The following is a 12,722-nucleotide window of genomic DNA, read 5'->3' on the forward strand; positions in this document are numbered from 1 at the left end:
GGGGCGCGGGCCTGGCCAAGCTGTTTCCGGGCCGAACCCTCGCGCAGTGACCCGACACCTTGCGACAGGTCGGCGCATCTGCGCCCGACCAGGCCGGCAAAGGCCCGATTTTCCCTTGGGAAGATGGCCTGCGCCCCAAATCCGCTTGACCTTTCGGGGTCCCTTCTGTTGAACCGGCGCGACTGACGCGATGACGGTGGTGACGGAAGATGGAAGACAACAACCGCAATTTGATCCTGGCGACAGTCCTGTCGTTCCTGGTGATCCTGGTCTGGTACACCGTCTTCGCTCCCGAGCCGGTGTCAGACCAGCCCTCGGGCCAGCCCTTGGCAGAGCAGACGATCAGCGACCAGCCGCTGACGGCTGACGGCGTCGCCGCCGCGCCCGCGGACCTCGGCACCCTGCCCGACGCGCCGGCCACCGAGGCGATCGGCCGCGTGGCGATCCAGTCGCCAGCGGTCACGGGCTCGATCTCGCTGGCCGGCGGCCGCATCGACGACCTGATGCTGACCCGCTACCAGGAAACCATGGAGGCCGGCTCGCCCGACGTGCGCCTGCTCTCGCCCTCTTCGGCCACCGCGGATGACAGCGTCGCCGCCGCCGGCACCAAGCCCTATTACGCGGTCTATGGCTGGACCCCCGGCCCCGGCATCGACGCAGCCCTGGTCCCGAACCCTGCCACCGTCTGGACGCTGGAGTCGGGCGACACGCTGGCCCCCGGCCAGCCGGTCACGCTGGCATGGGACAACGGCGCCGGCCAGATCTTCCGCCGCACCTTCGCGCTGGACGACAACTATCTGTTCACCGTGTCGCAAAGCCTGCAGAACGACGGCGATGCGGCCTTTTCGGCCGCGCCCTACGGCATCATCGCCCGCCATGGCCGGCCTGACACGCAGAACTACTTCGTGCTGCACGAGGGCGTCGTGGGCATGCATGACGGCACGCTGATCGAACAGAAGTACAAGGCCATCGCCGAGCTTGACCCGATCGAGCGCGAGGGCCGCGCCCAGGTCTACGAGGTTTCCAGCAACGGCTGGATCGGCTTCACCGACAAGTACTGGATGACCACCCTGGCCCCCGCTCCCGGTCAGGCCTTCACCGCGGTCGTCAAATATGCCGAAGGCGCCGACATCTACCAGACCGAGGCCCGTTTCCCGATGCAGACGGTCCAGCCGGGCACGCAGCTCTCGGCCGACAGCTACCTGTTCGCCGGCGCGAAGGTCTGGGAGGTCGTCCGCAGCTACGAGGAAAACCCCGGCATCCAGCGTTTCGTCGATTCGATCGACTGGGGCTGGTTCTATTTCCTGACCAAGCCGATCTTCCGCCTGCTGCACTGGCTGCACGGCATCATCGGCAACATGGGCTGGGCGATCATCGCGCTGACCTTCGTCCTGAAGACGCTGGTCTTCCCGCTGGCCCGCAAGTCCTACATCTCGATGGCGAAGATGAAGGAACTGCAGCCGCAGATGGAGGAGCTGAAGCAGCGCACCGGCGACGACCGCATGAAGTTCCAGAAAGAGGTGATGGAGCTCTACAAGCGCGAAAAGGTCAATCCGGCGGCCGGCTGTCTGCCGATCCTGCTGCAGGTGCCGATCTTCTTCTCGCTCTACAAGGTGATCTTCGTTACGATCGAACTGCGGCATGCGCCCTGGATCGGCTGGGTTCAGGACCTGTCCGCGCCCGATCCCTCCAGCCTGCTGAACCTGTTCGGCCTGCTGCCCTATGCGGCGCCGGCGCAGGGAACGCTGCTGCACTCGCTGTCGCTGCCGGCGCTGGCGATCCTTCTGGGCATCAGCATGTGGATGCAGCAAAAGCTGAACCCGGCCCCCGCCGATCCGACGCAGAAGATGATCTTTGCCTGGATGCCTTGGATCTTCATGTTCATGCTCGGGGGCTTCGCCTCGGGGCTGGTGCTCTACTGGATCACCAACAACCTCATCACGATCCTGCAGCAATACACGATCATGACCATGCACGGGCACCGGCCCGACATGTTCGGCAATATCAAGTCCTCGCTGCCCCGCCGCGGCAAGGGCACCAAGACCAACGGCGCCGGAAAGTGACGGCGCATCTGGCCCTGATCCGCCAGCACCCGATCAAGTCGGTCGGTGGCGAGGGGCTGGAGACGATCACGCTGCAGGCGGCGCGCCGCCTGCCCGGCGACCGCGAATGGGCGGTGCTGACCGAGAGCGGCGAACGTCTGGCCACGGCCAGCGAAACCCAAGGCCAGCCGGACCGCTGGCTGCCCAAGTCCTGTTTCCTGCGCGGTGTCGCCTCGGCTGATCTTCAGGCGGTGACGGGGGGATGGCAGGGCGACCTGCTCACCCTGTCCCATCCGCGCCAGGGCGAGATCACGCTGGATCCTGTCACCGAAGGGCCGCGCCTGATCGACTGGCTGCGCCCGCTGTGGCCGGCAGAGGCCCCGGCGCCCACGCGCCTTGTGCGCGGGGTGGGGATCTGGACCGACCAGAAATGGCCCTGGATCTCGATCCTCTCGCTGTCCAGCCTGGCCGAGCTGGAGGCGCGGACGGGACAGGCGCTTGGGATCCATCGCTGGCGCGGCAACCTGTGGATCGACGGTCTGGCTCCTTTCGCCGAACGCGATCTTGTGGGCCATGTCATCCGCATCGGGCCGGTCGAGCTGCGCGTCACCGACCAGATCGGCCGCTGCGATGCCACCAGCGCCGACACTGCGACCGGGCAGATCGACATCGACATGGTCCGGACGCTGGACCGTCTTTACGGACACACCGATTTCGGCGTCTTTGCCGAGGTCGTCACCGGCGGACCGATCCGCCTTCAGGATCAGGTCACGCTATGAAAGTCTCCTTTCCCGTCGCTCCCGAACCCGATGCCGCGACCTCCGAGGCCGCGCGCCTGCTGTTCGCGGGGCCGGTCGATTTCGTCAAGGGCGTCGTCCACATGGACGGCCTGCCCCCGGCGGACCGCCCCGAAGTCTGTTTCGCGGGCCGTTCGAACGTGGGCAAGTCCAGCCTGATCAACGCGCTGACCGGGCGCAAGGGCATCGCCCGCGCCTCGAACACGCCGGGGCGCACGCAGGAGATCAACTATTTCGCCCTGGGCGAACACAGCTATCTGGTCGACCTTCCAGGCTATGGCTTTGCCAAGGCCCCGGTCGCGGTGGTCGCGAAATGGCAGGCGCTGCTGAAATCCTATCTGGCTGGGCGGCAGACGCTGCGCCGGGCCTTCTGCCTGATCGATTCGCGCCACGGCGTGAAGGATGTCGATCATGAGATCATGTCCCTGCTGGACCGGTCGGCGGTGCCCTTCCAGGTCGTGATGACCAAGACCGACAAGCTGGGCCCGAACGCGCTGAAGCCGGTGCTGGAACAGGTCGCGGGCGAATTGCAAAAGCATCCCGCCGCCTTCCCCGAATTGGTCGTGACAAGCTCGGAAAAGGGTCACGGCATCGCCACGTTGCGCGCCATCATCGCCGGGCTGGACTGATCGGCGCCCGCGTCCTAGGGTCCGCCCCGTCAGACAGGGGCCTTGAGGATGAGAACACAGACCATGAACCGTGACTGGATCGCCACCGCGCGCACGCTATCCGAGGCTCTGCCCTATCTGCAGCGCTATTCCGGCGCCGTCGTCGTGGTCAAGTTCGGCGGCAACGCGATGGGCGACGACGAGGCGATGGCGGAATTCGCCCGCGACATCGTGCTGATGAAGCAGGTCGGCATGAACCCGGTCGTCTGCCACGGCGGCGGCCCGATGATCAACGACCTGCTGGGCCGCCTGGGAATCGAGAGCCGCTTTGTGCGCGGCAAGCGCGTGACCACCAAGGAGACCGTCGAGGTGGTCGAGATGGTGCTGTCGGGTCTGGTCAACAAGCGCATCGTCCAGGCGATCAACGACGCGGGCGGCCGCGCGGTCGGCATCTCGGGCAAGGATGACGACATGATGGTCTGCGAGGCGGACGATCCCGAACTGGGCTTTGTCGGCCGCCCGGTCGAGATGAACGTCCAGATCATCCGCGACCTCTATGGCGCCGGCATGATCCCGGTCATCGCCCCCGTCGCGACGGGCATGGAGGACAACGAGACCTTCAACGTCAACGGCGACACCGCCGCCGGCGCCATCGCCGGCGCGCTGAAGGCCGATCGGCTCCTGCTGCTGACCGACGTGGCAGGGGTCAAGGATGCCTCGGGCCAGGTCGTCACGCAGCTTACCCCCGACCAGGTGCGCGGCATGATCGCCGACGGCCAGATCGCCGGCGGCATGATCCCCAAGACCGAAACTGCGCTGAACGCGCTGGATGATGGCGTGCGCGCCGTGGTGATCCTGGACGGACGCGTGCCCAATGCCTGCCTGCTGGAGCTGTTCACCGAGCATGGCGCTGGCTCGCTGATCCGCACGACCGAACCCCGGGTCAAGCCCCGCGGGCTGCGCCAGGGCGATCCGGGGCTCTGACTCCGCCGGCGGCCCCGCCAAGCGATGTGCTTGCGGGGGCGACAGAGGCTGTGGCAGGCTGCCGGAACTGACGGCATGGCAAGAGGCAGCACAACATGACTCCCAATGGACACCGACGCCTGATCCTGACGCGCCATGCGAAATCGGCCTGGGATGATCCCGCGCTTGACGATCATGACCGCCCCCTGAACGACCGCGGCCGCCGCTCGGCGCGCGCCTTGGGCGACTGGCTGGCCAGCCGCGGCTATGAGCCCGAGGAGGTTCTGTGCTCCTCGGCCGCGCGCACGCAGGAAACCTGGGCCATGCTGGCCGGCGCGCCGCTGGAGGTGCGCCCGATGATCAGGATCGAGCCGTCCCTGTACCAGGCCGGACCCGACCGGATGCTGGCCGTGCTGAAGACGGCGACGCAGCCGACGGTGATGATGCTGGGCCACAACCCGGGCATCTCGGAATTCGCGGCCATGCTACCGGCCCGGGCGCCCATGGACCCGGACTTCCGCCGTTATCCCACGGCCGCGACGCTGGTCGTGGACTTCCAGATCGACAGCTGGAACGATGTCCAGCCCGGTCAGGGCAGCGTCATGGACTTCATCCGGCTGGACGGCCGCGTCTGATCCGACCGAGGGACCAGGCAAGGGGGCCGGGCGATGCTGCCCGGCCCTTGCGGTTCAGTGGCCCAGGATCTGGCTGAGGAACAGCTTGGTCCGTTCGGATTTCGGGTTGTTGAAGAAGTCGGTCGGGTTGTTCTGCTCGACGATCTGGCCCTGGTCCATAAAGATCACCCGGTTCGCCACGGCCTGCGCAAAGCCCATCTCGTGGGTGACGCAGATCATGGTCATCCCCTCTTCGGCCAGCTCGATCATCGTGTCCAGGACCTCCTTGATCATCTCGGGGTCCAGCGCGCTGGTCGGTTCGTCGAACAGCATGATGCGCGGCTGCATGCACAGCGACCGGGCGATGGCCACGCGCTGCTGCTGGCCCCCCGACAGCTGGCCGGGATACTTGTCGGCCTGTTCGGGGATCTTGACCTTTTCCAAGAACCGCATCGCCGTCGCCTCGGCCTGCTTGCGGGGCACCTTACGCACCCAGATGGGCGCCAGGGTGCAGTTCTCCAGCACGGTCAGGTGCGGGAACAGGTTGAAGTGCTGGAACACCATCCCGACCTCGGACCGGACCTTGTCGATGTTCTTGATGTCGCTGCTCAGCTCGACCCCGTCCACGACGATATGGCCGGCCTGATGCTCCTCCAGCCTGTTGATGCAGCGGATCAGCGTCGATTTCCCGGACCCCGAGGGGCCGGCGATGACGATCCGCTCGCCCCGGTGGACGGTCAGGTCGATGTCGCGCAGCACGTGAAAGGACCCGTACCACTTGTTCATGTTGCGGATGTCGATGGCGATCTCGTCGCTGATCGTCATCTGGCTGCGGTCGATCTGGCGGTTGATCGGTTCGTTCATGGCCCGGGTCCTTACCTGTGGTCACGCTGCAGGCGGCGTTCCAGATACATCGAGTATCGCGACATGCCGAAGCAGATGAGAAAGAAGATGGCGCCGACAAAGATGAACGGCTCCCAGTAGATGCCCTTCCATTCGATATTGGCCCGCACCGCGTCCGACATGGATTTCAGCGGATCGTAGAGACCGACAAAGGTCACCAGCGTCGTGTCCTTGAACATCCCGATGAAGGTCGAGACGATCCCCGGAATGCTGATCTTGAGCGCCTGCGGCAGCACGATCAGCCGCTGCGCCTTCCAGTAGTCCAGACCCAGGGCGTCGGCGGCCTCGTACTGGCCCTTTGGCAGGGCGGCCAGGCCGCCGCGGATCACCTCGGCCATATAGGCGGCGGCGAACAGCGTCACCATGATGATGACCCGCAGGATGATGTCGAAGCTGGTCCCCGGCGGCAGGAAATAGTTCAGCAGCAGCGAGGCCACGAACAGCAGCGTGATCAGGGGCACGCCGCGGATGAACTCGATGAAGATCACCGCCAGCGACTTGATCAGGAACATGTCCGACCGCCGCGCCAGCGCCAGCACGATCCCCAGGGGCAGCGACAGCGCGATCCCGGCCACGCCGATGGTGATCGACAGAAGAAAGCCGCCGAACCGGTCCGACCGGACCGCCTCGATCGACAGGGGCAACATGGCCTGGGCATCCTGGGCCGCGTTGCCGGCCAGGAACAGCCAGAACAGCACCGTCACCAGGATCGCCCCCACCGTCGCCAGCAGCGGCGAGATGCGCACCAGCAGCCGCCAGGCCAGCCAGCCCAGCACCGGCCCGACCAGAACGAAGATCGGCCCCCAGAGGCTGCCGCCCCACAGGAACCAGACGCCCAAGAGCGGATAGATCAACGAGAACGGCAGCAACCATGCGATGTTGCGTTCCGACGCCAGAAGGCCGCCGGCCAGCACCAGGGCTGCAAAGACCAGCCAGCCCACAGGCGCGCCCAGCACCGCCATGCACAGTAGCGTGGCTATGGCAGTGATCGCCAGCACCACCCGCCGGATGGCCAGCGCGGCCGAAAACAGCACCGGAGCCAGCGCCACCATCAGCAGGCCAAAGGCCATGGTCGGCCGCCAGTAGAGCGTCTGCGGATAGAAGCCGAAGACATACTGGTTCCAGCGCTCGCGGATGACGGCAAAGCAGGCGCCGCGCGCGCCCTCGCCCCAGGTGGCGGCGATGATCTGTCGGCATTCGGTCAGGCTGGAGGCGTTCCAGACGGAATGGGCGAACCAGTCCCAGAAGGTCGCCACCAGGAACCAGATGATCAGGATGCCCAGGATGGTCAGGACCGTGTTCACCGGCCCTGCGAACAGGTTTTCGCGCAGCCATTTGACCGCGCCCGATTCGCGCGCGGGCGGTGGTGCCGCGGGCAGCATCGTGTCGCGCACGAAGGGGACGGTCTGGGCGTGGGTGTCGCTCATCTCACCGCTCCTTCAATTTGACGCGGGCATTGAAGACGTTCATCCCCGCCGAGATGATCAGGCTGACCGCCAGATAGGTCAGCATCATCAGCACGATCGCCTCCAGTTCGCGGCCGGTCTGGTTCAGCGTGGTGCCGCCAAGCGTGCCGCGCAGGTCCATGTAGCCCACCGCGATCGCAAGCGAACTGTTCTTGGTCAGGTTCAGGTATTGCGAGATCAGCGGCGGCACGATGACCCGCAGCGCCTGCGGCAGGATCACCAGGCTCATGGTGCGGTTCGGGCGCAGGCCCAGGGCGAATGCCGCCTCGGACTGGCCGCGGCTGACCGCCAGGATGCCCGCGCGCACGATCTCGGCGATGAAGGCCGCGGTATACAGCGTCAGCGCCAGCCACAGCGCCACCAGCCCGTTCGACACGTTCAGCCCGCCGGTGAAGTTGAAGCCCTGCAGGGCCGGCGGCTCCAGGTGCAGGCCGAAATACCAGATCAGGAACAGCGACGGCAGCACCATCACGGCCAGGCTTTTCCACCAGGTGACCGGCCTGTCCCCGGTGCGATCCTGCACGGCCTGCGCATGATTGCGGATCATCCGCCGCAGCAGCCAGCCTCCGACCAGCGCCGCCACGAAGGCGATGGTCGCCCAGTTGAAGGTGATGCGTGCGCCCAGGTCCAGGCTGCCGGGATCGTTGGTCATTCCCAGGGTCGGGATCGCGGTATAGCGGTTGGTCAGCGCCACATTGTCGAACAGGATCATCGACATCGTCGCGTTTTCACCCCGATAGGCGTTGGGGGGCGGCAGGATCTCGGTGAAGATCGCGTAGATGATCAGGATCCACAGCAGCAGCGGCATGTTGCGGAAGATCTCGACATAGACGGTCATCAGCCGCCCGAAGAGCCAGTTCCGCGACAGGCGCGCCACGCCCACGACGATGCCCAGCACGGTGGCCGCGATGCAGCCCAGCACCGACACGATCAGCGTGTTCAGCAGCCCTATGACCGAGGCCCGCAGATGCGTGTCGTCCGAGGTATAGGGGATCGGCGTCTGCGGGATGTCATAGCCCGCGCGCTGGAACAGGAAGCCGAAGTCGAAGCTCTTGCCCATCAGGGCCAGGTTGCGCAGCGTGTTGTCGATCAGCCACCACAGGCCCAGCATGACCAGGATGAACACGATGACCTGAAAGGTCAGGGACCGATAGCGCCGATCGTTGATCAGCATGCTCAGCCGGAACGGCGGGCCCGCCGATGCCGAGACGTCCGTCATTGTCTTTTACCCCTGTCACCCGCCATCGGCTTTTTGCCGCTTTGTTCACCGGCGGGTTTGTCGTTGGTGGCGCCCCGAAGGGTCGGGACCGGGCCCCGCACGGGTCCGGTCCCTCTCGTGTCAGCCGATCAGCGGAACGGCGGGGTGTAGAGCAGGCCGCCCTGCGTCCACTGAGCATTCAGGCCGCGGGCCAGGCCGATGGGCGTCTGCTCGCCGATATTGGCCGCAAAGATCTCGCCATAGTTGCCGTTGGCCAGGATCGCGCGGCGGGCCCATTCGGCGTCCAGGCCGATCATCGCGCCCAGTTCGTCCGTGGTGCCCAGCAGGCGCTGGACCTCTGGGTTGGTGGACGAACGCACCAGTTCCTCGATGTTGCGCGAGGTGACGCCGTATTCCTCGGCCGCGATCAGCGCGTTCAGCGTCCAGCGGGCGATGTCGCCCCAGTTGTTGTCGCCATGGCGCACCGCCGGCCCCAGCGGTTCCTTCGAGATGATCTCGGGCAGGATGATGTGGTTTTCCGGATCGGCAAAGGCCGCCCGGGTCGCGGCCAGGCCCGAGGCGTCGGTCGTATAGGCGTCGCAGGCGCCGGCCATGTACTGCTGCTCGCCCTCGGCATTGCTGTCGATGTTGACGGGCGTATAGGTCATGTTGTTGGCGCGGAAATAGTCGGCCAGGTTCAGCTCGGTCGTGGTGCCGGTCTGGATGCAGATCGTGGCGCCTTCCAGCTCCTTGGCCGAGGTCACGCCCAGATCGCGACGCACCATGAAGCCCTGGCCGTCGTAATAGTTCACGCCCACGAAATCCAGCTTGAGGTCGGTATCGCGCGAATAGGTCCAGGTCGAGTTGCGCGCCAGCACGTCAACCTCGCCCGAGGACAGCGCGGTAAAGCGCGTCTGGCCGGTGGTGGGCACGAACTTGACCTTGCTCGGATCGCCTAGGACGGCTGCGGCCAGCGCCCGGCAATAGGCCACGTCAAAGCCGGTCCAGTTGCCGTTCGCATCCGGGGCGGCGAAACCGACCAGGCCGGTGTTCACGCCGCAGTTCAGCTCGCCGCGTTCCTTGACCTGGGCCAGGGTGGATCCCTCTTGGGCAAAGCCTGCGCCTGCAACCATGGTCGCAGCGGCCACCGTTCCCAGGAAAACCGATTTTTTCATTTCTACCTCTGTGTTGGAGCGTCCGTGGGCCGACCGTGGTCAACCGAACGCGGTCCCGACCGCATTCACGGCCCGTTTTTTCTCATAGGACAGCGCAATCATGCAGCCCTAACAGGCGGTATTGTGCCGATACATGTTCATACGTCAAGGATGGCGTCCGCGACGGAAGGCGCTTTCAACCGCGACGCGACAGATGCCACAGCCGCTCTGCCCATTCGATCGCCATCAGGCGGCCCTGCGCGGCCTCGCGCGCCTCCTCGTCCTCGCCCCACCGCTCGATCTGGAATTCCTCGTCGATGCGAGAGATCCGGTGCGCCTCGGCTCCGGTGATGCGGCCCCGGATCACGGCCAGGCCCAGGACCAGCGATCCGGGAATGGTCACCAGATCATGCAGGGCGGTCAGCCCCCACAGGTCCAGGGCCGCGGCCTCGGCGCGCAGCCGCTGCAGCGCGGCCGGGTCCTGGTCGACGGGAATCACCCCATGCGTGATCCGCAGCGGCGCCCGCAACTCGACGGCAGCCCAGTCCACCAAGGGGTCCCAGCTGTCGGCCTGCCGCCGGATCAGGACCTCGGGCTCGGTCGCACGATAGGACAGCAAGTCGGTCGCGCCATATTCGGTCAGCATGTCCGCCACCGCCTCGAACTGCGGGGCGACCTTTTCGATCGCGGAATTGGCCGCGCGGGTCAGGGGCATGGTGTGGGGCAGGATCTCGGCCTCCTGCGCCTGCCATTCCGCGGCAATGGCCTGGGCCAGATCCTCGGTCGGCAGGATCAGCGGCTGCTTGCCCGGGGTGCGCAGCTGGCGGTCGTCCAGCCGCACCTCCCATCCCTCGTCCGCCGGCCGGGTCGAGACCGCCTTCCAGAACCGCCGCGCCTTCCACTCGCTCATGCCGCCCACTCCTCAATGGCTTCCGTCAATGCCGCGAAATCCGGCACGATCCGCGCGGCGCCCGCCTCGGAGAGGGCCGCGACCGGGTGATACCCCCAGGCCACGCCAAAGCCCGCAACGCCGGCCGCCCGCGCCATCTGCATGTCAAAGCTGGTGTCGCCGATCATCACCGCCCGCCCCGCCTCGGCCCCGGTCTCGGCCAGGGCCGACCACAGCATCGACGGATGCGGCTTGGAAGGATGCCCGTCCGCCGTCTGCAGGCTGAGGAACCGCCCCTCCAGCCGATGCGCGGCGATCATCGCGTCCAGGCCCCGCCGCGACTTGCCCGTGGCGATGGCCAACAACAGATCATCGCGCCCCGCCAGCCGGTCAAGACAGTCCAGCGCGCCGGGATAAAGCGGCGCCGCCTGGTTCAGCCGCGCCTTCATGAAGCTGTCCTTGTAGCCCTCGACGATCCGCGCCTGCGTGGGGAGGTCGGCTTCGGGCGCCAGCTGCGCGATGGCCACCGGCAGGGACAGCCCGACGATGGTCAGCACCTGCGCCTTGGGCAGCGGCGTCAGCCCCGCCTGTTCGAAGGCAAAGCCCATCGCGTGGTGGATGTGGTGCTGGCTGTCCACCAGCGTGCCATCCACGTCAAAGACGACAAGCCTCATTCGACCTCCGCGAAGGGATCGTCGGGCACGTCATTCTCGTGCCAGCCCACCGATTTCCAGGTCCGCTGCATGTGTTCCGGCAGGGGCGCGGTCAGGGTCATGCGCTTCTTGGTGATGGGATGGTCGAAGGTCAGGCTGCGGGCATGCAGGTGCAGCTTCTTGCTGATCTCTCCGCCCAGCTGCGCGCCCCAGCCGTCGCCCAGGTTCTCCTGACCCGAGCCGCCGTATTTGCCGTCGCCCACGATCGGATGGCCCAGTTCTGCCATATGCGCGCGCAGCTGATGGGTGCGCCCGGTGATCGGCACCAGCGCGCACCAGCTGGCCCGCGTGGCCAGCGCATCCAGCACGGCATAGTCGGTCGTGGCGCGCTTGGCGCCTTCGGTCTTGTCGATGTCGCGGGGGTGGACCGCGATCATCTTCTCATTGTCGCCGCCCCGGCCGCTGCCGCCCTTGACCAGGCCATAGCGGATCGTGCCCATGCGCGGATGCGGGACGCCGGCGACCGCGGCCCAATAGATCTTGCGCGTGGTGCGCGACCGGAACGCCTCGGACAGCGCGCGCGCCACCCGGTCCGTGCGGGCCAGCAGCAGCACGCCCGAGGTGTCCTTGTCCAGCCGGTGCACCAGCTTGGGCCGGTCCTTGAAGCCGAACATCAGCGCCTCGGTCAGCCCGTCCACATGGCGGCTGCCCTGGCCGCTTCCGCCCTGGCTGGGCAGGCCCGGCGGCTTGTTCAGGGCGATGATATGCTCGTCCTTCCACAGGACCGCAGCCTGGATCATCTCGACATCGCTGTCCAGCATCCGGGGGCCAAGCGGGCGCGGCGTCCTTTCCTGGGCCGGCTGCGCATCAGGCAGCGGGGGAATGCGGATCTCCTGCCCCGTCTCGATCCGGGTGGCGGCCTTGGCGCGCCCGCCGTCCACGCGCAACTGGCCAGTGCGGCACATCTTTTCGACCGCCCCCTGCGTCAGCTGCGGAAAGCGCTTCTTCAGCCAGCGGTCGAGGCGCATGTCGCCCTCGTCCAGGCCGACCGTGATGGTCTGCACGCCGCTCATTCCCAAATTCCTCGTCCCAAGGCCAGCCCGGCCGTGACCGCCGCCAGCGACAGCAGGACCGATCCCGCCACATAGGCCAAGGCACCAGCGCCCTGGCCGCGTTCCCACATCGTCAGCACATCCAGCGAAAAGGCCGAAAAGGTGGTGAATCCCCCCAAGGCGCCGGTCAGCAGCAGGGGCGCCCAAGCGGGCCCCAGCCGATGCGTCAGCAGCGCGGCCAGCAGCCCCATCAGAAAGCTGCCCAGCACATTGACCAGCCCGGTCGCCAGCCAGGCCAGCGGCAGCGCGCGATACAGCGCATAGCGGCAGGTGGCGCCAATGGCGCCGCCGACGGCGACCTGAAGAAAGGGGTTCATCATGCC

13 protein-coding genes are annotated in these 12,722 nt (G+C 66.6%); 5 read left to right on the forward strand and 8 right to left on the reverse strand.

The features are described from left to right. The first annotated feature begins 209 nt into the window (after positions 1–209). From yidC to ACNR9W_RS13680, 5 genes are all read left to right on the forward strand, one after another. The gene (gene yidC / locus ACNR9W_RS13660) at positions 210–2,063 is read left to right on the forward strand and encodes a membrane protein insertase YidC (protein WP_419271381.1); all 1,854 of its coding nucleotides are present in this window, start codon (positions 210–212) and stop codon (positions 2,061–2,063) included. Continuing rightward, positions 2,060–2,821 carry an MOSC domain-containing protein gene (locus ACNR9W_RS13665; protein ID WP_458478504.1) on the forward strand — a complete coding sequence of 254 codons (762 nt, stop codon included), beginning with the start codon at positions 2,060–2,062 and terminating at the stop codon, positions 2,819–2,821. Before yidC ends, ACNR9W_RS13665 begins: the two co-directional genes overlap by 4 nt. Next, the gene (gene yihA, locus ACNR9W_RS13670) at positions 2,818–3,468 is read left to right on the forward strand and encodes a ribosome biogenesis GTP-binding protein YihA/YsxC (RefSeq protein ID WP_419271384.1); all 651 of its coding nucleotides are present in this window, start codon (positions 2,818–2,820) and stop codon (positions 3,466–3,468) included. Before ACNR9W_RS13665 ends, yihA begins: the two co-directional genes overlap by 4 nt. Positions 3,469–3,531: 63 nt before the next feature. Beyond that, positions 3,532–4,431: an acetylglutamate kinase gene (argB, locus tag ACNR9W_RS13675; RefSeq protein WP_419271413.1), complete on the forward strand. Its 900-nt coding sequence runs from the start codon at positions 3,532–3,534 to the stop codon at positions 4,429–4,431. Positions 4,432–4,526: 95 nt separating this feature from the next. After that, positions 4,527–5,045, forward strand: coding sequence for a SixA phosphatase family protein (locus tag ACNR9W_RS13680; protein WP_419271385.1), 519 nt, complete (start codon positions 4,527–4,529; stop codon positions 5,043–5,045). A gap of 54 nt (positions 5,046–5,099) precedes the next feature. Here ACNR9W_RS13680 and ACNR9W_RS13685 read toward each other — a convergent pair whose 3' ends face one another. The 8 genes from ACNR9W_RS13685 to ACNR9W_RS13720 all read right to left on the reverse strand — a co-directional run bounded on the left by ACNR9W_RS13685 (position 5,100) and on the right by ACNR9W_RS13720 (position 12,719). Beyond that, positions 5,100–5,888: an amino acid ABC transporter ATP-binding protein gene (locus tag ACNR9W_RS13685; RefSeq protein WP_419271386.1), complete on the reverse strand. Its 789-nt coding sequence runs from the start codon at positions 5,886–5,888 to the stop codon at positions 5,100–5,102. 11 nt (positions 5,889–5,899) lie between these two features. After that, positions 5,900–7,354: an amino acid ABC transporter permease gene (locus ACNR9W_RS13690; protein ID WP_419271387.1), complete on the reverse strand. Its 1,455-nt coding sequence runs from the start codon at positions 7,352–7,354 to the stop codon at positions 5,900–5,902. 1 nt (position 7,355) lies between these two features. Beyond that, entirely contained in the window at positions 7,356–8,612 is a 1,257-nt protein-coding gene (locus ACNR9W_RS13695) for an amino acid ABC transporter permease (RefSeq protein WP_419271388.1), read from the reverse strand. A gap of 128 nt (positions 8,613–8,740) precedes the next feature. After that, positions 8,741–9,766 (reverse strand): amino acid ABC transporter substrate-binding protein, encoded by a 1,026-nt coding sequence (locus tag ACNR9W_RS13700; RefSeq protein ID WP_419271389.1) that lies wholly within the window; start codon positions 9,764–9,766, stop codon positions 8,741–8,743. Positions 9,767–9,941: 175 nt separating this feature from the next. Beyond that, positions 9,942–10,655 (reverse strand): ATP12 family chaperone protein, encoded by a 714-nt coding sequence (locus ACNR9W_RS13705; RefSeq protein ID WP_419271390.1) that lies wholly within the window; start codon positions 10,653–10,655, stop codon positions 9,942–9,944. Further along, positions 10,652–11,308, reverse strand: a complete 657-nt coding sequence (locus ACNR9W_RS13710; RefSeq protein ID WP_419271391.1) for an HAD-IA family hydrolase — start codon at positions 11,306–11,308, stop codon at positions 10,652–10,654. Before ACNR9W_RS13710 ends, ACNR9W_RS13705 begins: the two co-directional genes overlap by 4 nt. Next, the gene (locus tag ACNR9W_RS13715) at positions 11,305–12,360 is read right to left on the reverse strand and encodes an RluA family pseudouridine synthase (protein ID WP_419271392.1); all 1,056 of its coding nucleotides are present in this window, start codon (positions 12,358–12,360) and stop codon (positions 11,305–11,307) included. Before ACNR9W_RS13715 ends, ACNR9W_RS13710 begins: the two co-directional genes overlap by 4 nt. Continuing rightward, positions 12,357–12,719, reverse strand: coding sequence for a fluoride efflux transporter FluC (locus tag ACNR9W_RS13720; RefSeq protein ID WP_419271393.1), 363 nt, complete (start codon positions 12,717–12,719; stop codon positions 12,357–12,359). Before ACNR9W_RS13720 ends, ACNR9W_RS13715 begins: the two co-directional genes overlap by 4 nt. Positions 12,720–12,722 lie beyond the last annotated feature (3 nt).

The organism is Paracoccus sp. T5 (assembly GCF_048538155.2).
Taxonomy (GTDB): Bacteria; Pseudomonadota; Alphaproteobacteria; order Rhodobacterales; family Rhodobacteraceae; genus Paracoccus.